Annotated in this window: 15 protein-coding genes and 4 pseudogenes; 12 read left to right on the forward strand and 7 right to left on the reverse strand. The window is 67.2% G+C overall.

Annotated elements, in window-relative coordinates:
* Positions 1-6: 6 nt before the first annotated feature.
* The 4 genes and pseudogenes from B1A87_RS04695 to B1A87_RS04705 all read left to right on the forward strand — a co-directional run bounded on the left by B1A87_RS04695 (position 7) and on the right by B1A87_RS04705 (position 5,734).
* Positions 7-1,188 carry an exonuclease SbcCD subunit D gene (locus B1A87_RS04695; protein WP_078026676.1) on the forward strand — a complete coding sequence of 394 codons (1,182 nt, stop codon included), beginning with the start codon at positions 7-9 and terminating at the stop codon, positions 1,186-1,188.
* Complete coding sequence (locus tag B1A87_RS24555) at positions 1,185-2,462, forward strand: SMC family ATPase (RefSeq protein WP_313902447.1); 1,278 nt, start codon at positions 1,185-1,187, stop codon at positions 2,460-2,462. The genes B1A87_RS04695 and B1A87_RS24555 overlap by 4 nt, the downstream gene beginning before the upstream one ends.
* Complete coding sequence (locus tag B1A87_RS24560; protein ID WP_313902448.1) at positions 2,463-4,217, forward strand: SbcC/MukB-like Walker B domain-containing protein; 1,755 nt, start codon at positions 2,463-2,465, stop codon at positions 4,215-4,217.
* Between the two features lie 195 nt (positions 4,218-4,412).
* Positions 4,413-5,734, forward strand: a pseudogene (locus B1A87_RS04705) (MFS transporter).
* Between the two features lie 67 nt (positions 5,735-5,801).
* On the opposite strand, the gene B1A87_RS04710 reads toward B1A87_RS04705, so the two are convergent.
* Positions 5,802-6,536, reverse strand: coding sequence for an IclR family transcriptional regulator (locus B1A87_RS04710; RefSeq protein WP_139362675.1), 735 nt, complete (start codon positions 6,534-6,536; stop codon positions 5,802-5,804).
* Positions 6,537-6,727: 191 nt separating this feature from the next.
* Between B1A87_RS04710 and B1A87_RS04715 the strand changes: the two genes are divergently transcribed.
* The 4 genes and pseudogenes from B1A87_RS04715 to B1A87_RS04725 all read left to right on the forward strand — a co-directional run bounded on the left by B1A87_RS04715 (position 6,728) and on the right by B1A87_RS04725 (position 10,274).
* The gene (locus B1A87_RS04715) at positions 6,728-7,258 is read left to right on the forward strand and encodes a flavin reductase family protein (RefSeq protein ID WP_078026672.1); all 531 of its coding nucleotides are present in this window, start codon (positions 6,728-6,730) and stop codon (positions 7,256-7,258) included.
* A 100-nt stretch (positions 7,259-7,358) separates the two neighbouring features.
* Positions 7,359-8,077 (forward strand): annotated as a pseudogene (locus tag B1A87_RS23595) (4-hydroxyphenylacetate 3-hydroxylase N-terminal domain-containing protein); the annotation flags it as partial.
* 117 nt (positions 8,078-8,194) lie between these two features.
* Positions 8,195-8,767 carry a 4-hydroxyphenylacetate 3-hydroxylase C-terminal domain-containing protein gene (locus tag B1A87_RS23600; RefSeq protein WP_260681023.1) on the forward strand — a complete coding sequence of 191 codons (573 nt, stop codon included), beginning with the start codon at positions 8,195-8,197 and terminating at the stop codon, positions 8,765-8,767.
* Between the two features lie 175 nt (positions 8,768-8,942).
* Entirely contained in the window at positions 8,943-10,274 is a 1,332-nt protein-coding gene (locus tag B1A87_RS04725) for an MFS transporter (protein WP_078026671.1), read from the forward strand.
* Between the two features lie 72 nt (positions 10,275-10,346).
* Here the strand turns inward: B1A87_RS04725 and B1A87_RS04730 are convergent.
* A pseudogene (locus B1A87_RS04730) lies at positions 10,347-11,014 on the reverse strand (phosphoribosyltransferase).
* Between B1A87_RS04730 and B1A87_RS24875 the strand changes: the two are divergent.
* The gene (locus tag B1A87_RS24875; protein ID WP_395940222.1) at positions 11,013-11,324 is read left to right on the forward strand and encodes a hypothetical protein; all 312 of its coding nucleotides are present in this window, start codon (positions 11,013-11,015) and stop codon (positions 11,322-11,324) included. The pseudogene B1A87_RS04730 and the gene B1A87_RS24875 sit on opposite strands and share 2 nt — an antisense overlap.
* On the opposite strand, the gene B1A87_RS04735 is transcribed toward B1A87_RS24875, so the two are convergent.
* The 5 genes from B1A87_RS04735 to B1A87_RS04755 all read right to left on the reverse strand — a co-directional run bounded on the left by B1A87_RS04735 (position 11,311) and on the right by B1A87_RS04755 (position 16,004).
* The gene (locus B1A87_RS04735; protein ID WP_395940223.1) at positions 11,311-11,958 is read right to left on the reverse strand and encodes an alpha/beta fold hydrolase; all 648 of its coding nucleotides are present in this window, start codon (positions 11,956-11,958) and stop codon (positions 11,311-11,313) included. The genes B1A87_RS24875 and B1A87_RS04735 overlap by 14 nt on opposite strands.
* Before the next feature lies 1 nt (position 11,959).
* Positions 11,960-12,289: a biotin/lipoyl-containing protein gene (locus tag B1A87_RS04740; protein ID WP_078026669.1), complete on the reverse strand. Its 330-nt coding sequence runs from the start codon at positions 12,287-12,289 to the stop codon at positions 11,960-11,962.
* Positions 12,282-13,334: an alpha-ketoacid dehydrogenase subunit beta gene (locus B1A87_RS04745; protein ID WP_078026668.1), complete on the reverse strand. Its 1,053-nt coding sequence runs from the start codon at positions 13,332-13,334 to the stop codon at positions 12,282-12,284. Before B1A87_RS04745 ends, B1A87_RS04740 begins: the two co-directional genes overlap by 8 nt.
* Positions 13,327-14,364: a thiamine pyrophosphate-dependent enzyme gene (locus B1A87_RS04750; RefSeq protein ID WP_078026667.1), complete on the reverse strand. Its 1,038-nt coding sequence runs from the start codon at positions 14,362-14,364 to the stop codon at positions 13,327-13,329. Before B1A87_RS04750 ends, B1A87_RS04745 begins: the two co-directional genes overlap by 8 nt.
* Before the next feature lie 221 nt (positions 14,365-14,585).
* A complete protein-coding gene (locus B1A87_RS04755) occupies positions 14,586-16,004 on the reverse strand; it encodes an amino acid permease (RefSeq protein ID WP_078026666.1) in 1,419 nt (472 codons plus the stop codon).
* Positions 16,005-16,181: 177 nt separating this feature from the next.
* Between B1A87_RS04755 and B1A87_RS04760 the strand changes: the two genes are divergently transcribed.
* The 3 genes and pseudogenes from B1A87_RS04760 (at position 16,182) to nadA (ending at position 18,852) form a co-directional block, all read left to right on the forward strand.
* On the forward strand, positions 16,182-16,661 hold the full coding sequence (locus tag B1A87_RS04760) for an Lrp/AsnC family transcriptional regulator (RefSeq protein ID WP_078026665.1): 480 nt from the start codon (positions 16,182-16,184) through the stop codon (positions 16,659-16,661).
* 163 nt (positions 16,662-16,824) lie between these two features.
* On the forward strand, positions 16,825-17,535 hold the full coding sequence (locus tag B1A87_RS04765) for an NrtR DNA-binding winged helix domain-containing protein (RefSeq protein WP_078026664.1): 711 nt from the start codon (positions 16,825-16,827) through the stop codon (positions 17,533-17,535).
* Positions 17,532-18,852: pseudogene (gene nadA / locus B1A87_RS04770) on the forward strand (quinolinate synthase NadA). Before B1A87_RS04765 ends, nadA begins: the two are co-directional and overlap by 4 nt.
* Positions 18,853-18,877 lie beyond the last annotated feature (25 nt).

Genomic DNA, 18,877 nt, shown 5'->3' on the forward strand with positions numbered 1-18,877 from the left:
AAGAATATGCGGTTATTGCACACCTCCGACTGGCATCTGGGCCGGTCCTTCCACGGCGTTGGCATGCTCGATGCCCAGCGCTCCTTTGTCGACCAGCTGGTCGCCCGGGTCCGCGACCTTTCCGTCGACGTGGTCCTCATTGCCGGCGATGTGTATGACCGTGCCCTTCCCGGCGTGGACGTCGTCGGGCTACTGGACGACGCCCTTGTCCGGCTGACGGACGCCGGGGCGCGCGTGGTGCTGACCAGCGGCAACCACGACTCCGCCATCAGGCTCGGTTTTGCCTCAAGGCTGCTGGAGCGCGGCGGCGTCCACCTGCGGACCCGGCTACAGGAGCTGGATGTGCCACTGGTGCTGCCGCTGGGGAGCAGACCCGACGATGACCAGGGCCCCGCCCTGGCAATTTACGGCATCCCCTGGCTCGAACCGCGGCTCGTGGCCGATCAACTCGGCGTCGCGACGGCCAGCCACTTTGAGGTCACGCGTGCCGCCACAGAGCGCATCCGCACGGACCTGGCCGCACGCAGCGAGTCGCGGACCGTCCATTCGGTGGTTCTGGCGCACACCTTCGCGAGCGGCGGCATCAGCTCGGACAGCGAACGTGACCTCAGCATCGGAGGCGTCGGCGCCGTTCCGCTGGACCTATTTGCCGGCTTCAGTTACACCGCGCTGGGCCACCTCCACGGCAGGCAGGCACTCACCCCGGACGTGCGATATTCAGGTTCGCCGCTGGCCTATTCGTTTTCCGAAGCGAAGCACCAAAAGGGCGCCTGGCTCATCGATGTCGGTGAGGCCGGCGTAACGTCCGTGCAGGAGGTGCTGTGGGAGGCGCCGCGGAAACTCGCCGTCCTTCGCGGGACCATCGCCGAGCTGCTCGAGTCGGCTGACCACGCGTGGGCGGAAGACGCATACTGCCAGGTGACCATTACGGACGCCCAGCGGCCTGCGCAGGCCATGGAAAAGCTCAGGAAGCGGTTCCCGGACACGCTCGTACTCGGGTTCGATCCCGAAGGCGCGCCGGCCTCCGCCAAGACCAGCTACAGCAGCCGGCTCGCCGCCGCGGAGGACGATCTCTCGGTCTGCTGCGGGTTCCTGGAACATGTCCGTGGCCGCGAACCCGGCGAGGCGGAGCGGACCGCCTTGACCGAAGCCTTGGAAACCGTGCGCCTGCAGGGAGTGTCTCTATGAGGATCCACCGGCTGGAGATCTGTGCCTTCGGCCCGTTCGCCGGCACCGAGGAGGTCGATTTCGACCGGCTCAGCGGCCATGGGCTGTTCCTGCTCAACGGAGCCACCGGCGCCGGCAAGACCAGCGTGCTGGACGCCATCTGCTATGCGCTGTATGGATCCGTGCCCGGGGCGAGGCAGGACGGCAAGAGGCTGCGCAGCGATCACGCGGAGTCCGCCACGGAGCCCCGCGTGACCTGCGAGTTTTCCGCCCGCGGAAGGCGGTTTGAAGTTTCCCGTTCACCGGCCTGGGAGAAGCCGAGCGCGCGTGGCCGGAACGGGTACACCACCCAGCAGGCCAAGACGCTCCTGCGCGAGCGGGTGGGCGGCGAATGGGTTGAAAAATCCGGCAGGAATGACGAAGCCGGAGCCGAGATCGCTGCCATCCTCGGCATGGACAGGGAACAGTTCACCAGGGTGGTCATGCTCCCGCAGGGGGACTTTGCGGCCTTCCTCCGGTCCAAGGCCTCGGACCGCCTGGAACTCCTGCAGAAACTATTCGGGACCGAGCGCTTCGAGGCGGTCGAGCGGGAACTGGCCGTCAAGGCCGCCGATGCCGCCAAGGAGGTGGCAGGCCACAACGGCAAGCTGGCGCTGATCGTGGCACGTGCCGACGCCGAAGCCGCGGCAATGGACCTGGACATGACCGACGCCCCGGATGCCGGCCGCGCCGGGGATCGGCTCGCGTGGCTCGAATCTGCCGCGTCGGCCAAGGCTTCGGCGCTGGCCGCCGAGGCTGAATCGTGTGAGGCGCTGCACCGGGAATGCACAGCCCGTCGTGATCAGGAACTGGCGCGCGAGGGCAGGCGGCTGAAGCTGGCCGCCGCGCTGCGCCGGAAAGCCGACGCTGCGGCGGCTGGTTCGGCGCTCGAGGACACCGCTGCCAGGCTGTCGCAGCACCGCAAGGCCGAGATCCTCGGCGGCCATCTGAAGGCCGTGGCGGCGGCCGACGCCCTCGTGACGCGTGCGGCCGAGGCCGTGGAGCGTGCCGCGGCAGGGGTGGAGCGGGCTGCCAGCGAGCACGCCGAACTGGCCGGCACCGACTCCTCCGCCGTTGACGTCACCGCCGAGCTCGGGCGGCTGCGGTCGCTGCTTGCGGTGGTGAACGAACGCCTGGCGGATGAGGACCGGCTGGCGGGCCTGTGGTCCCGTTCAGCCGGGCTCGCAGGGGAGCACCAGCGGCTTTCGGACGCCATCCAGGCCCATGCAACCTCCCTGTCTCTTATACACATCTAGATGTGTATAAGAGACAGGCCGGGCCTTGAGCCGCTGGAATTGCTGGCAGGCGAATCCGTGCTCCGCACCAAGGAAGCCGCGGCGGCCGACGAACTCGTGGACGTTGTCCGGCGCTACGGGGCGGCGGCTGTGCATTGTGCGGCCGCGACAGAGCGCCATCTGCGGGGCCGGGAAGAACACCAGGAACTGCGCACGCAGTGGCTTGACGTCCGGGAGGAGCGCCTGTCCAACGCGGCAGCAGAGCTCGCAGCGCGCCTGGAGCATGGCGAGCCGTGCCCGGTCTGCGGCAGTGCGGAGCATCCGGCGCCGGTTCCAACCGCTGAATCCGCACTGGGACTTGCCGAAAAAGAGGAACAGGCCAAGGCCCAATTTGAGCGGGCGGAGAAGGCGCTCGCCGCCTTGGACGCGGAGCTCTCCGCCGCGCGGCAGTTGGTCGCCGTGCTGGCCGGGCAGGGCGGCGACACTGATCCCGCCGAAGCACGCAAGGCGGCCCAAACCGCAGCGGAAGCGGCGGCCGAGGCCGCTGCCGCTGAGATTGAGCTGGCGAAGAGCCGGGCGCGGCAGGCGCAGCTTGCGGACCGTATTGACTCCACGGAGCGGGCGCGCGTGGAGGCGATGTCGGGCCTGGCTCAGACCGAATCGACCATGGCGGAAGTCGAACAGCAGGCGGCCACGCTGGAATCGGCACTGGCTGCGCTGCGGGCCGGCTACGGTAGCCTCGGCCTCCGCTGCGGCGGCATCGGGGCAACGATCGACGTCCTGGAGCGGGCATCCTCGGCCCGTGCCGAACTGGACCAGGCCGCGGCCCGGCTGGCCGACGCCCAGGGCCAACTGGACGGTGCTCTGCCGGAAGCGGGCTTCGGTTCCGCCGCCGATGCGCAGGCGGCGCTTCTGACGCCGCCAGAGTCGGCGCGGCTGGATGCGGCAGTCCGTGCCGGGCACGACGAACTGGCCCGGCTGGAGGAGTTGTTCGCCAGTGAAGAACTCATTCTGGCCGGCAAGGAACGCGAATCCGGCAATGCAACGGAGCCGGGGGAGCTGGAGCGGCTTCGGGCCGACGCGGACCAGGCGGAGAAGACTGCGAAGGACGTGGCGCTGGCCGCCGGACTCGCCCTGCAAAGCTCCGGTTCCCTTGGCCGGCTGCGACGCGATTACGAGGACCTTGCGGAGGCTGGCCGGGGGCCGCAGGAACGCGCCGAGCTGCTGACGGCTCTCGCGGACTCGTCCCGCGGCGCCGGTGACAACAGTTACCGCATGAGCCTCAACAGCTATGTGCTCGCCGCACGGCTCGAACAGGTGGCCATTGCCGCGTCGGAGAGGCTCGTCGCCATGAGCGACGGGCGGTACACCCTGCAGCACACGGATGCCAGGGCCGCGAGGAACGCAAAGTCCGGGCTAGGCCTGGAGGTAGTGGACGAATGGACCGGCCAGCGGCGCGATACCTCCACGCTGTCCGGCGGGGAGTCATTCATGGCTTCGCTGTCCCTCGCCCTGGGCCTCGCGGACGTCGTCCAGCAGGAGGCCGGCGGCGTGGACATCGAGACCCTGTTCGTCGACGAGGGGTTCGGCAGCCTCGACGAGCAGGCGCTGGAACAGGTGATGGACGCCTTGGAGGGACTGCGAGACGGCGGCAGGGTGGTCGGCCTGGTCAGCCACGTGGCGGAGATGAAGCAGCGGATCGGCACTCAGCTTCAGGTCGTGAAGGGACGCAACGGGTCCACCCTGCACGTCTCAGACACAGCGGCCGCCGCGTGATGCCCGTGCGGGCAGTAGCTTTGCCGGTCCAGTAGAATCTAATGGTTACCGGGTCGCGCGCATCGGGAGGAGGGACGATGCGCACTACTGAACGAGCCCGGATACATGAGCACCTCCACGGCGCCACAGCGCCCTTCGAAGCATTCACCTTCACGGCAGTCTCCATCACAGCACTCTCCCGCCGGCGCCGGCGAAATGTCCGTCGATTCGCCGCCGGCCCGCTCGCGAAGCCGTTACTCCCGGCTGCCTGAACTCGCGGGCAGGGGCTTTATCCCGCTCGGCCTGTTCGCCCGGCTGCCGCTGGCCATGCTGACCGTCGGCACGCTCACGCTCGTCACCTCCGTCAGCGGATCGTATGCTGTCGGCGGAACCTCCGCCGGAGCCGTGGGCATCGGATCGGCCATCGGCGCCCCCGTCCTGGGCGCCCTGGCGGACCGCTTCGGCCAGCGCCCGGTCCTCGTGGTTTCGGCCATCCTGAACGCCCTGGCCGTCCTCGCGCTGATCGCCACGGCCTATGTGACCGGTGCAGGAGGCGGCACTGTCCCCGTCCTCGCGGCGGCCTTCGTCGCCGGCGTCAGCTGCCCCCAGGTCGGCCCGCTGGCGCGGGTCCGCTGGATGGCGCTGACGTCGGCCGTAAACCGCAGGGGCGGCGGCACGGACCTGGACACGGCGCTGTCCTATGAGAGCACGGCCGACGAACTCACCTTCGTCCTCGGCCCGGCCCTCGTGGGTATCCTCGCCAGTCTGGTCGCGCCGTGGCTCCCGCTGGCCCTCGCCGCGGCACTGACCATCACGCTCGTGCCGGCCTTCGCCGTGCACCGTACGCATCTTTCAGTTCCCCGCAAAGCAGTTCCCCGCAAAACTGTCGAACGCAGGGCCGCCGATCGCAGCACCGCTGATCGCACGGCCGGCCAGATGTGTATAAGAGACAGGCCCGCCGGGCGGGTTCGCCGCCGTCGCCGCCGTGGCGCTGCCGGTGCTGGCCATGGTCTGCATGGGCAGCTTTTTCGGCTCCACCCAGGCCGCCCTCAGTTCGTTTTCTGTCTCTTATACACATCTAGATGTGTATAAGAGACAGCCTGTATGCGGTCATGGGGCTCAGCTCTGCAGCTGCCGCCGTTTCCGTGGCCTACTGGCCGGCCCGCTTCACCCTGGCTGCGCGCTGGCTGGCCGGCGCCGCGGTCATGGCCGGCCTGTCGACGCTCCTACTGTTGCCGGGCGACGGCTGGGCCATGGTCCTGGTGCTGCTGGTGCTGGGACTGCCCGTGGGACCCGTCATGGTCACCGTGTTTGCCATCGGCGGGATTGTGGCGCCGGCGGGCAGGCTCGGAACCGTGATGACGGCGCTGGCCAGCGGCATCGTCGCGGGCACGGCGCGCGGTTCCTCGGTCGCGGGCCAGCTGGCGCAGGGCAGCGGATACTCGGCGGCGTTCCTCGTTCCCGTAGCCGCAGCGGCGGCGCTGTTCGTGCTCGGCGCGGCTGCCGCCGTCGTCGTCCGCCGGAACCAGCCCGAGTAAGTAGCAGCACGCGCCGATTTCGGCGCTGAAAACGGCGTCAGCTGCTACTTAGTTGGGCGGGACAGGGTCAGGCGAGCTGGCCTTCGATCCGCGCCGCGCCGGCGGTCAGCGCGGCGGCGAGTTCGGCCGGGTCCTGCGTTGAACGGATATAGACGACGGCGACCGCAGCGGGCCGTCCGCCAGGCACCCTGATCGGGGCGGCCAGCGAGGAAACCCCTGCGATGACTTCGTCGTGGCTTGCCGCGTAGCCGCGCCTGCGCGCCTCTGCAGCCTCGGCACGGTACGGCACGCCGGGCGCCAGCTGGTTCCAGTCGTGTTCCGATACAGCCGACTGGATGGCGATGCCGGGGGCTCCGGTGCTGATGGGATGCCGCGATCCGGGATGCTGCACCACCGTGGCGGCCGAATGCCGGGGCTCCACCGTGACCAGCGTGACGCAGTCCTGGTGGTCCCAGACCGCGACGAAGGCAGTCATGTTCAGGGTGTTGGCCAGCTGAGTCAGTTCCGGCAGGGCGGCCGTCTGCAGGTTTCGCGAAACACCCCGGGCCAGCACCGCAAGGCCCGGGCCGGGCTGCACCCTGCCCGCATCGTCGCGCACCAGGAGCGAATGGTCCTCCAGCGTGCGGAGAATCCGGTAGGCGACCGAGCGGTGGACGCCCATGGCGTCGGCGAGTTCGGCGATGGTCAGCGGGCGGTCAGCCTCGGCCAGGATTTCCAGGGCCCGGATGCCCCTAGAGAGAGTCTGGGACGGGGAAGCCTGGGCGGGCGCAGCCGGTGCACCGGCACTGGCGATTGGATTCATGCTGTCCATCCTAGGCGGGGGAGCGGGAGGCGTTGCCGGAGGGTCTTGTGTTGCGCGTCACCTTGAGCTAGCGTTCCATATAGGAATTTTGCGTTCAACTATAGAACAGCTCAACTATAGAGCAGCCCGCAAGAGCACGCCAGAGGAAACCGCCCCGCACCGGCCAGCCTCAGCGACCGAAGGATCCGACGATGATCGCCAAGCCAGAAGCGGCCCCGGACGTCCCCGGCCGGACGTCCGTTCCGCGGGCACATCACTTCCGCGGCAGCCTGGGCAGGTTCGCAACCGGCGTCGCGATCGTCACGTTCGACGGCGCCACCAAGCGCCACGGCATCACCGTGAACTCCTTCACGTCGGTCTCCATGGAGCCGCCGCTCGTCCTGGTCAGCATCGCCCGCGCCGCCAAGGCGCACGATGAGCTCGCGGGCCGCCCCTTCACCGTCAACATCCTGGGCGCCGAGCAGCGGCAGCTGGCCATGCATTTCGCCGGACGCCCGGGGCCCGAGCCCCTGTGGGTGGAGAGTGCGACGGCGCCCCGTCTGTCCAATGTCCTGGCCTTCTTTGAGTGCAAGCCCTGGGCGGCTTACGACGGCGGAGATCACACGCTTTATCTCGGCGAAGTAGTGGACTTCAACTACCGCAACGGCGACGCCCTGGCGTTCGCGAACAGCGCCTTCACCACCATCCCGGAAAGCCAGCTGGGCATGGAGGACCTCCTCTAGGCGCACTTCAACAACCATCAATCCACCTGCAGTTCAACGACGACTGGAGATAGCAATGGGCATCCGAACCGGGCAGCAGTACCTGGACAAACTCAACGCCATGACGCCACACATCGTGATCGACGGCGAGGTGGTCAGCGAGAAAGTCGCCGAACACCCGGCCTTCCGCAACGTGGCGCGGTCCTACGCGAAGCTGTTCGACATGCAGCACGACAAGCAGTACCAGGAGGCGCTGACCTACACCTCGCCCACCACCGGCGAGCTGGTGAACGCGTCCTTCCTGGTGCCGCGGACCGTGGAGGACCTGCAGCGCCGGCGCCGGGCGATCTCGACCTGGGCGGAGGCGACCAACGGATTCCTGGGGCGCACGGGGGACTACATGAACTCCGCCCTCACGGCTCTGGGGACGGCCGAGAAGTGGTTTTCCCAGGCGGACCCCAAGTTCGCGGAAAACATCCGCAACTACTACGAGTGGGCCCGCGAAAACGACTCCTGGCGACCCACACGCTGATCCCGCCGCAGGTCAACCGCTCCGTCTCCGGCTCGGAGCAGCTGGGCGGCCAACTTACCGCCCGCATCGTGGAGGAGCGCGAGGACGGCATTGTCATCCGCGGCGCCCGCATGCTGGCCACGATCGCGCCGATTGCAGACGAACTGCTCGTCTTTCCGTCCACCGTGCTGCGCGGCACCCCGGAGGATGCGCCCTATTCCTTCGCCTTTGCCATTCCCAACGACGCGCCGGGACTGCGGTACCTGTGCCGCACCTCGCTCTACAGCGGGGGCAGCACGCACGACGAGCCGCTGGCCTCCCGCTACGAGGAAATGGACGCGGTGGCCGTCTTCGATGACGTCCTCGTCCCGAACGACCGCATCTTCATGCTGGGCAACCCGCAGCTCTGCAACTCCTTCTACGCCGAAACCGGCGCAGGTGCCCTCATGACCCACCAGGTGGTCACCCGGACCATTGCGAAGAGCGAATTCTTCCTCGGCCTTGCGTCGGAGCTCGCCGACTCGATCGGCATCGACGGTTTCCAGCACATCCAGGAGGATATCGCCGAGCTGATCATCGACGTCGAGATCGGCAAGGCCCTGGTGCGAGCCTCCGAGGCGGACGCCGGGCTCAATGAGGCGGGCGTCATGCTGCCCAAGTGGACAACACTGAATGCCGCGCGGAACTGGTATCCCAAGATGGCCCAGCGTTTCCCGCAGATCATCCGCAAGTTCTCCGCGTCGGGGCTCATGGCGCTGCCCGGCGAAGCCGACGTGAACAGCGAGGCGCGGGCCGACATCGACCTGTACCTGCAGGGGAAGACCCTCACGGGTCCCGAACGGGTGCGCCTGTTCAAGCTCGCCTTCGACGCGTCGATCTCGGGGTTCTCGGGCCGACAGTCGCTCTACGAGTACTTCTTCTTCGGGGACCCGGTGCGGATGGCCAGCGCCCTTGTCAACACCTATGACCGCGAACCGGTCAGGGCAAGACTCCGCGAATTCCTGAACCGAACCGATTGAACCGGACGGATTGAACCGGGCGGACTAAGCCGGTCGGCCGATCGCGGGCCAAAAAATAAGTGCGCTCCATCACAATTTCATAGTATCCTTCATACTAACTGACCGTTCGATCAGTAAATCGTGCGGAATCACCCCCATCGCCGGCAGTAGCCCTGCCCCCAGCCACGGAGTTCCAATGACCGCAACTTCCCACGTCGATTCAGAATTGGGCCCCAGCAGCAAGCACGAGGAACGGAAAGTCCTCGCCGGGACGCTGGTCGGCACCACCATCGAGTGGTACGACTTCTTCATCTTCGCCCAGCTGACAGGGACGCTGCTGTCCCCGCTGTTCCTCGCCCCGCTGAACGATTCCAACCCGGGCCTGGCGCAGATCCTGTCCTTTGCCCTCATCGGCATCAGCTTTCTGTTCCGCCCGCTCGGCGCAGTTGTCGCAGGACACCTCGGTGACAGGCTTGGCCGCAAGGCCATGCTGGTCTTCACGCTCATCATGATGGGTGCCGCGACGGCCCTGATCGGCATGCTGCCCACCTACGCCCAGATCGGCATGTGGGCCCCGATCCTGCTGATTCTCCTCCGCATCGTCCAGGGCTTCTCCGCCGGCGGCGAATGGGGCGGCGCCGCCCTGATGGCCGTGGAGCACGCACCCAAGAGCAAGCGCGGCCTGTTCGGCGCCTACCCGCAGATCGGTGTGCCCGTCGGGATGATCCTCGCCACCGGGCTGCTGTTCTTCCTCAACTCCAGCATGTCCAAGGAAGACTTCGCCGCGTGGGGCTGGCGCGTGCCATTCCTGCTCTCCATCGTGCTGATTGTCGTCGGCTACCTGATCCGCCGTGCCGTGGCTGAGAGCCCCGTGTTCAAGGAGATGGCTGCGCGCAAGGCGGAGAGCAAGGCCCCGCTCGGCGAGCTCATCCGGAAGCACAAGAAGGCGGTCCTCTACTCGACCATGATCTTCATCGGCAACAACGCGGCGGGTTACCTGCTGATCGCCTTCTTCATCTCCTACGCCACGAGGTCGCTGAAGATGCCGGTTCCGCAGATCCTGCTCGCCACCACGCTGGCCTCCTTCGGCTGGCTGATCTTCACCCTCGTGGGTGGCTGGCTGTCGGACAAGATCGGCCGGGTCAAGACCTTCCTGATCGGCTATGGCATCGTCTTCGCCTGGATGATTCCGATGTTCGCTCTCATCGACACGAAGGACATCGTGCTCTACGGTGTGGCGCTGTTTGTCCTGACGATCGGCCTGGGACTGTCCTACGGCCCGATGTCCGCCATGTACGCCGAGATGTTCCCCGCGAACGTCCGGTACTCGGGCATCTCGATCGGTTATGCGTTCGGCGCGATCCTCGGCGGCGCGTTTGCCGCCACGATCGCTGAGTCGCTGCTGCAGAGCACCAAGTGGACCGGATCCATCGGCATCTACATCATGATCCTCTGCGTGATCTCCGCCGTCGGCGTGCTGCTGGCCAAGGAAACCAAGGGCCGTCCGCTGGGCGTCAGCCGGCACTGACCGGACTGCGGCCGGCATAACCACCACCAGTTAACAGCGGGTCCGGGCCGATGGTCCGGGCCCGCACCGCGTTCAGGGCTGGGCGCCCCGGAGCAGGCCGATGGCGTCGTCGTCGGACAACTGCTCGAAATGGCGGTAGAAGCTGCCCACGGCCCGGAATTTGCCCGGCAGGTGGAGGCAGAGGACGTCGCAAACCCGCGACAGGGACTTCTCGGCTTCGATGGACCCGACCGGGGCGGCGGCGACGACGCTGACGGCCCTGTCTCTTATACACATCTAGATGTGTATAAGAGACAGGCGGCCCGCATGGTGGCGCCGGTGGCCAGGCCGTCGTCGACCAGCAACGCCGTCTTCCCGCGGACTTCCTGGTTGATGCCGGGGTACTTCTCGGCCCGGCGCAGGAGTTCCTCCCGTTCGCGGTCCTCCACTTCATCCAGCCAGGCCTGCCGGACACCGTTTTCCAGCACCCGCGCCACAAGGGGCCGGTTGAGCAGCCGGACGACCCTGCCCTCGGAATACGCCAAGGCGCCGAAGGCCGTCTCGCCATGGCCCGGAATGCCGAGTTTCCTGACCAGGACCGCACCGAACGGAAGGTGCAGGACGGCCGATGCCGCGGCCGCGACCGGAATGCCTCCGCGCGCGAGTCCGAGCAACACAGTTTCCGGCCGTTCGCGGAACTGCGGAAGGGCCGCCGCCAGCCGGCGTCCGGCTTCATCCCGGTCTTCAAAAACCATGCCCATGGGTTCCTCTTCCGGAGTCTCCGCCCGTCAAATCCAGCCTACCGCCGACGGGCCGCGCCGCGCGGGCCAGTCTGCGGGCAGCCAGCTGCCGGGCTGCCGGCAGCCGGGCGGCCAGCTGTCAGCTGCCGAGGAACGCGACGGCCGCCTGTTTGAAGGTCCGGCTGGTGATGGCGCTGGTGTGGTTCCGGCCGGGAAGCAGCAGCTGTTCGGCCATGGAACCGGACGTGGCGGCCAGTTCCGCAAGCTGGGGCATCGACGCTGCGCGTTCATCGTTTTCGCCTGTCTCTTATACACATCTAGATGTGTATAAGAGACAGGTCGTAGGGCTCGCCCTTGATGGCCTCGACCAGGGACAGGAGCGCGAAGATGTTGTTGCTCGGCAGCGCCTGCGCCATCTTCAGGAGCCCGGCCGTGGATTCGTCGGCGATCGGCGTGCCGTCGGCGAGGTACCGCTGGGCAGCCACGAGATCGAACTCCGCCAGGGGATCGGCCATGTTGGGTCCGCCGAGGACAATCCGGTGCACGATCTCCGGCTGCGTGGCGCCGAACTCCCAGGCGAGCCGGGAGCCGAGCGAATAGCCGACCAGGTCCAGGCCGCTGGAAGGGTCACCCGCGCGCACCGGCCGCACTCCGGCGTCGAACGCTATCTGGAGCAGGTCCGCGCGGATCCGGCTGGGCGAGTAGGAGTCCATGTCTTCCGGCGCGCCGCTGCGGCCGTGGCCCGGCAGGTCCACCGTGATGACCCGCCTGCCCGCGGCGAGGAGTGCGGAGAGCCAGCCGGTGTCCTCCCAGTTCAGCTTGCTGGAGGACGAGAAGCCGTGGATCAGGAGGATGGGGCGGAGGCCGGCGTCGGCGTCGGGATCGTGCACCTCGACGTAGAGCTGGGGATCGGTGCCCTCCACGGTGTGGGAATGCTGTTCGCCGGTGTGCCTGCCGCTCATCATGTCAGTCCTCATCAAGTACGGCGCCCAGGCGAACCCGGCGCTTCGGTGCCTCTTCCTTCGGGACGGTGCCCACGATGCCGGCAGTGTTGTCCGGCACCTCAAACACAATCAGGGGCTCGCCGACATTGATCTTGTCGCCGGGCCCGCCGTAGATACGGACCACTTTACCTGCCTGCGGACTGGGCAATTCAACAGCGGATTTGGTGGTTTCCACCTCCACGAGCGGCTGGTTGCGCTCCACCTGGTCACCGGCGGAAACCAGCCATTCCAGGACGGTCGCCTCGATCAGGCCTTCGCCCAGGTCCGGGAGCGGGAAGGATATTTCAGCCACGCCGGTACTCCAATACTCGCTGGATGCCGAAAAGAATCCGGTCAATGTTGGGAATGTATTCGTCCTCGAGGTCCCCGGACGGATACGGCACATCGAAGCCCGTCACCCGCTCCACAGGTGCCTTGAGGGTATCGAAGCAGCCCTGCGTGACCAGTTGGGCCACTTCGGCGCCCAGGCCGGAGGTCAGCGGCGCTTCATGGACGACGACGGCGCGCCGCGTCTTCCGCACAGACGTCACCAGCGCATCGGCGTCGATCGGCTTAAGCCAGCGCAGGTCCAGGACTTCGACGTCGATGCCGTCCTCCGCGGCGAGTTCGGCCACCTGCAGGCAGCGGGACACCATGGCACCCCAGGCAATGAGCGTCAGGTGGCGTCCCTCCCGCATGACCTTGGCACCGGTGGGCGCTCCACCGGGGGCATCTGCGGCGGTGAAGTCGACGTCGCCCTTCTGCCAGTACCGGGACTTCGGCTCCATGAAGATCACCGGGTCCGGGCGCGTGGCGGCGTACTTGAGGAGATGATAGGCCTCGTGCGGGTTCGACGGCGACACCACCTTCAGGCCCGGCACGTGCGCGAACAGGGCCTCGAGGCTTTCGCCATGATGTTCGGGCGCCCGGATCCCGCCGAAGCTGGGCACGCGCAGCGTGATCGGCATCGGCAGGGTGCCGCGGCTCCGGTAGTTCATCCGGGCGATCTGGCAGACGATCTGGTTGATGGCCGGGTAGGCGAAGCCGTCGAACTGGACCTCAGGAATGGGGTGGAAGCCTGCCATCGCGAGGCCCACGGACATGCCCAGGATGCCTGATTCGGCCAGCGGGGTGTCGAAGACCCGGTTTTCGCCGTGTTTGGACTGCAGACCGTCGGTGATGCGGAAGACACCGCCCAGCCGGCCGCAATCCTCGCCGAAGATCACTGCCTTGGGGTTTTCCGCCAGCACCTCGTCCAGCGCGCGGTTGAGCGCCTGCTGCATGGAAAGCTGTTCAACTCCGTGATGTGGAGCTTCATCGGCCATGGCGGCCTCGCTCTCAAGGGTGGCGTTAGACATGTTCGGATTCCTCTCGCCAGTGGGCGGCCTGGTTCTGGAGTGCGGGGGTGGTCTCCTGGAAGACGAGGTCAAACATTTCGCTGCCTGGCCGGGGGCCGAGCGCTTCGATGCCTTCGCGGATTGCCGCTTCCTCGGCTGCCGCGGCGGCCTGCGCCGCAGCGAAGAAGGCGTCGTCGGCAATGCCGTCATCCAGCAGCCGCTGGCGAAGGCGGCGCAGCGGGTCCTCGCCCGCGCCGGTCCGCTCCTCATCCAGTGAGCGGTAGCGGCCGGGGTCATCGGACGTGGAGTGCGGGCCGCGGCGGTAGGTCATGGCCTCGACCACCACGGGCCCGTTGCCGGTGCGGCAGTGGGCGATGGCCCGCCGGGTAGCCTCCAGCACGGCGACGACGTCGTTCCCGTCCACCTGGATGCCGGGGATGCCGTAGCCGGCGGCACGGGCGGCAACAGAGCCGCCGGCAACCTGGCGCTCCGTGGGGACCGAGATGGCCCAGCCGTTGTTCTGCACGAAGAAGACCACAGGTGCGTTCATGACGGCCCCGAAGTTCATCGCCTCGTGGACGTCGCCCTGCGAGGAGGCGCCGTCGCCCAGGTATGTGAGGGCAACGCCGTCGTTCTGTTCGAGCGTCTGGCCGTGGGCCCACCCCACCGCGTGCAGCACCGAACCGGCCACCACGGCCTGGATCGGCGCGAGGCGTGAAGTGACGGGGTTGTAGAGCCCGCCGTGCCAGGTGGCCTTGTGGGTGGACATGTAGGCCACCATGTCCACGCCCATGGCCCGGGCGACGCCCATCTCGCGGTACGTGGGGAAAACAAAGTCGCGGGCGGTATCCACGGCATATCCGCTGCCCACCTGGGCGGCCTCCTGGCCCAGCTCGGGGGCGTAGCCCGGGATGATGCCCTGGCGCTGCCACGCGACGGCCGAGACATCAAGGTGGCGGACCGCGGCCATCAGCGTGTACAGCTCACGCAGCTGGCCAGGAGTGGGCGGGGGAGCGGCATTGCCGTCATCCGGAAGGGGCAGGGTGTCCATGGCTGTGACCCTAGTCACCCCGGAGTCGCCGGGCAATCCGCTCTCCGGACGCTGATCAGACTGTCACTACTGCGCAGTCAAAGGCGGGAAGGGCTGCACAAATTGTGCAGCCCTTCCCGGACCGGTGTTCGGCCGGGGTTCCAGTCCGTGGCGGAGCCGGCCGTCCCGCCCAACTGAGTCGCAGCAGATGCCGTTATGAGAGCTGAGAACAGCGTGTGCTGCTACCTAGTTGGGCGGGGTGCTAGTCCTTTGGCGGAGTCGGCGCGTACGGCCTCTCGTGACGCGGTGAACCGGGCACCCAGCCAGCAGGCGGCGGCGATGCCGGCGATCAGCAGGACGGTGCTGACCAGCTGGATCCGGCTGCTCTCGGCGCTCAGTCCAACGGCGAAGATCAGGCCAAGGAGCACCAGGCCGAACACCGTCAGGCCAGGGAAGCCTTTCATGCGCAGCGGCAGGGGAGTTCCGTCGCGGTCCGCGCGCCGGCGCAGGATCAGCTGGGAGACGAGGGCGGTACCCCACACCACCAGGCAGGTTGAGCCGACGAGCTGGAACAGTGCGGGCAGGATCTGGCCCGGAAACAGCAGCTCAAGGACTGTGGCGATGAAGCCGAAGGCAACAGAGACGCCGACGGCGACCATCGGCACCTTTGCGCCGCTGAGCCGCGACAGGAAGGCCGGCGCCTCGCCGCGTTCGGAGAGCGAGTAGACCATGCGGGAAGCCCCGTAAAGGTTGGCGTTCAAGGCTGACAGGAGCGCGACGACGGCCACCAGGGTGATCGCCGTGCTGGCACCGGGAATGCGGGCGGCGTCAAGGACGCCCGCGAACGGCGACGCCAATGCCTCCGAGGTGGCGGGGAGTACGGCCGCGATAACGAACACGGATCCGATATAGAACACCAGGATCCGCCACACCACGGTCCGGATGGCCTTGGCCACGCTGTGCTCCGGGTCCTCTGTTTCGGCGGCGGCTACGCTGACGATCTCCGTCCCGCCGAACGCGAAGATCACGACGAACAGGGCCGTCGCTACGCCGCCCAGGCCCGCCGGAGCGAAGTCCGTGGCGATGTTGCTGAAGCCCGGCGAGGCGACGTCGGGCAGGAGACCCAGGAGCAGCGCGGCGCTGATGGCCAGGAAGATCACGATCGCGGCGACCTTGAGGATGGCGAACCAGAACTCGAATTCGCCGAAGTTCTTCACGCCGGCCAGGTTGATGGCAGTGAACGCCACCATGAACACCAGTGCGAGGGCCCAGACCGGAATGACCGGCCAGACCGAGAACAGCAGGCCCGCGGCGCCGAGGGCCTCCGCGGCGATGACCACCACGAGCTGGAGCCACCACAGCCAGCCCACCGTGGCCCCGGCCGTCTTGCCCATGGCCCGCTCGGCGTACACGGAAAAAGCCCCGCTGTTGGGGTTTGCCGCCGCCATCTCGCCGAGCGCCCACATCACCAGGATGATCAGTGTGCCGGCCACGAGGTAGGAGATCAGGACGGCCGGGCCGGCGGCCTGGATTCCGGCTCCGGATCCGAGGAAGAGCCCGGCGCCGATGGCGCTGCCCAGTCCCATCATGGTCAGTTGGCGGGGTTTCATGCTGTGGCCGAGTTCTACTGCCGGACGCTCCGCCGTGGACTTCATCGTCATGCTGCGTACCTTCTTGGGGTTGGTGAAAACAGGGGTCCTTTTGGGACCTTTTGAATCTACCGCCTCGCCGGGAACACCACAGCCCCGGCGCGTGAGATCATGGACGCAGTTTGCCCAAAGCATCGGCCCAAACTCCAGCACTTTGTGTTGTTGCAGATCCAAGGACGGGAAAACCTGATGAACGTGGATGCGCTGGACGCCAAAATTGTCCGATTCTTCACCGATTCGCCGCGCGCGTCCGTCCTGGAGGCCTCCCGCGTGCTCAAGATCGCCCGGGCCACCGTCCAGGCACGGCTGGACCGTATGGCGGAAGCCGGCGTGATCGGATCCTGGGTTCCCCACCCGGACCCGTCCCATTTCGGCTTTCCGGTGGTTGCGTTCTGCTCGCTGACCATCAACCAGGACCTAGGGCACGATGCCGTGGTGGCGGCGCTCGCCGAGATCCCGGAACTGATCGAGATCCACACCGTCTCCGGCAGTTCGGACCTGATGGCGCGCATCGCGGCCCGGTCCAATCCGGACCTCCAGCGCGTCCTCGATGCGATGATCGCCACCAGGACGGTGCTGCGGTCCTCGTCGGTGATTGTCCTCAATACGCATTTCGAGGGCCGGACACTACCCCTCCTCGAGGCGGTGGCCGCCGGGACCCGCCCTTAGGCAGGGGAGCGCGCCAGGGCAGGGCCCCGCACAAGGGGGTCCACTGCCGAAACATTTTGTTCCGCGGCCGGCGGGCCGTAGAATCAGTTTTAGTCATTTTGACTATAACTAACCGGATGGTCAGCAGGACCCCCGAACGCGCAGTGAAGCGGGTGAGAAAACCGTGTACACCACCTCAGCCAACGTTGCCGAGCGGCAGGCCGCTCCGCCGTCGTTGGCCATTTCCACGGTGATCTTCGCCCTCCGGCCCAGCGAGGCCTCCGGCCGTCCCACGCTGTGGCTCCCGCTGGTCCGCCGGATCCGCGAGCCGTTCAAGGGCATGTGGGCGCTGCCGGGCGGACCGCTGACACACGCGGAGTCGCTGCAGGACGCCGCCTCGCGGAACCTGAGGGAAACAACCGGACTGGCCCCCAGCTACCTCGAGCAGCTCTATGCCTTCGGGGGTCTGCACCGGTCGCCCACCCAGCGCGTGGTGTCCATTGTGTACTGGGCGCTTGTGCAGCCGACCGAGGCCGCGCTCGCGGACGAATCGGAAAACGTCAGGTGGTTCCGCGCAGACAAGCTGGGCGATCTGGCCTTCGACCATAACTCGATCGTCGATTACGCGCTCTGGCGGCTGCGGAACAAGCTCGCCTACGGCTCCATCGCCTACCACCTGCTGGGGGAGTACTTCACGCTCGCCCAGGTCCGGGAAGTCTACGAAGCCGTCCTGGACACCCGGCTGGACCCGGCGAACTTCCGCCGCCAGGTCAAAGCCACGCCGGAAATCGAAGAAACCGGTGAATACCTCCAGGGCGGCAAGCACCGCCCGCCACGCCTCTACCGATTTACCGGCCGTCCCGGCCTCGACCCAGATAACAGGAGTACCCCATGAGCAGCGTCAATACGGCAATCCAGCTCATCACGCGTGAACAGGCCGAAAAAGGCCGCGCCGCAGCTGCCGGCAGCACGTGCAGCCCCTGTCTCTTATACACATCTAGATGTGTATAAGAGACAGACCTCGCGGAGGCGCTGGCCGGCATCCCGGCGTACGGTCCCGGAGCCTCCAGCGCCGACGTCGCGCCGCCGTCGACCCCGCGCCAGGGCCAGCTCCCCGAGGAGTACAAGCTGGCCGGTGACGCCGAGCTGGACGCCCGGATCCGCGCCGCCAAGGCCACGCTCGGCGACCGCTGTCTCTTATACACATCTAGATGTGTATAAGAGACAGGTGGTGCAGTACGCCGATTTCGTCGGCGACTCCTTCCAGCTGGCCAACGCCGCCCTGACCAGGCCGGACGCCGAGGCCATCGTGTTCTGCGGGGTGCACTTCATGGCCGAAACCGCCGACATCCTCTCGACGCCGGAGCAGGCGGTCATCCTGCCCAACCTCGCCGCCGGATGCTCCATGGCGGACATGGCGGACGCGGACTCCGTGGAGGACTGCTGGGAGCAGCTGGAGGAAATCTTCGGCACCGAGCCCGACGCCGACGGCCGGGTTCCGGTCATCCCCGTCACCTACATGAACTCTTCGGCCGCGCTGAAGGCCTTCTGCGGCAAGCACGGCGGCATCGTCTGCACGTCATCGAACGCCAAGACAGTGCTGGAATGGGCCTTCGAGCGTGGCCAGCGCGTCCTGTTCTTCCCGGACCAGCACCTGGGCCGGAACACCGCGAAGGCGCTGGGCGTCCCGCTGGAGCAGATGCCGATGTGGAACCCGCGCAAAGAACTCGGCGGGAACGACGAACAGGCGTTGCTGGACTCCAGGGTGATCCTCTGGCACGGCTTCTGCTCGGTGCACAAGCGCTTCTCGGTGGCACAGATCGAGAAGGCCCGCACTGACTTCCCGGGCGTCCAGGTGATCGTTCATCCCGAGTGCCCGATGGAAGTGGTGGACGCAGCGGACTCCGCCGGATCCACGGACTTCATCCAGAAGGCCATCGCCGCCGCCGTGGAGCCCACGGTGTTCGCGATCGGCACCGAGATCAACATGGTGAACCGCCTCGCGGCCCAGTATCCGCAGCACACCATCTTCTGCCTGGACCCGGTGATCTGCCCGTGCTCCACCATGTACCGGATCCACCCGGGCTACCTGGCATGGGTGCTCGAGGAACTCGTGGCTGGCCGTGTGGTCAACCGCATCACCGTCGACGACGCCGTGCAGCAGGACGCCAGGACCGCTCTGGAGCGCATGCTGGCCGCCAAGCCCCAATGACACGCGAAGTGAGCCCAGCATGAAC

Origin of the sequence: Arthrobacter sp. KBS0703 (assembly GCF_002008315.2) — a bacterium.
In the GTDB taxonomy this organism is placed as follows: Bacteria; Actinomycetota; Actinomycetes; order Actinomycetales; family Micrococcaceae; genus Arthrobacter.

Excerpts from the sequence above, each read along its gene's own strand:
- B1A87_RS04760 (WP_078026665.1), top strand. The coding sequence starts at position 16,182 with ATGAACGTGGATGCGCTGGACGCCAAAATTGTCCGATTCTTCACCGAT.
- B1A87_RS04745 (WP_078026668.1), bottom strand. The coding sequence starts at position 13,334 with ATGTCTAACGCCACCCTTGAGAGCGAGGCCGCCATGGCCGATGAAGCT.
- B1A87_RS04755 (WP_078026666.1), bottom strand. The coding sequence starts at position 16,004 with ATGACGATGAAGTCCACGGCGGAGCGTCCGGCAGTAGAACTCGGCCAC.
- B1A87_RS23600 (WP_260681023.1), top strand. The coding sequence starts at position 8,195 with ATGACCCACCAGGTGGTCACCCGGACCATTGCGAAGAGCGAATTCTTC.
- B1A87_RS04750 (WP_078026667.1), bottom strand. The coding sequence starts at position 14,364 with ATGGACACCCTGCCCCTTCCGGATGACGGCAATGCCGCTCCCCCGCCC.
- B1A87_RS04735 (WP_395940223.1), bottom strand. The coding sequence starts at position 11,958 with ATGATGAGCGGCAGGCACACCGGCGAACAGCATTCCCACACCGTGGAG.
- B1A87_RS04725 (WP_078026671.1), top strand. The coding sequence starts at position 8,943 with ATGACCGCAACTTCCCACGTCGATTCAGAATTGGGCCCCAGCAGCAAG.
- B1A87_RS24555 (WP_313902447.1), top strand. The coding sequence starts at position 1,185 with ATGAGGATCCACCGGCTGGAGATCTGTGCCTTCGGCCCGTTCGCCGGC.
- B1A87_RS04695 (WP_078026676.1), top strand. The coding sequence starts at position 7 with ATGCGGTTATTGCACACCTCCGACTGGCATCTGGGCCGGTCCTTCCAC.
- B1A87_RS24875 (WP_395940222.1), top strand. The coding sequence starts at position 11,013 with ATGGGTTCCTCTTCCGGAGTCTCCGCCCGTCAAATCCAGCCTACCGCC.
- B1A87_RS24560 (WP_313902448.1), top strand. The coding sequence starts at position 2,463 with ATGTGTATAAGAGACAGGCCGGGCCTTGAGCCGCTGGAATTGCTGGCA.
- B1A87_RS04710 (WP_139362675.1), bottom strand. The coding sequence starts at position 6,536 with ATGAATCCAATCGCCAGTGCCGGTGCACCGGCTGCGCCCGCCCAGGCT.
- B1A87_RS04715 (WP_078026672.1), top strand. The coding sequence starts at position 6,728 with ATGATCGCCAAGCCAGAAGCGGCCCCGGACGTCCCCGGCCGGACGTCC.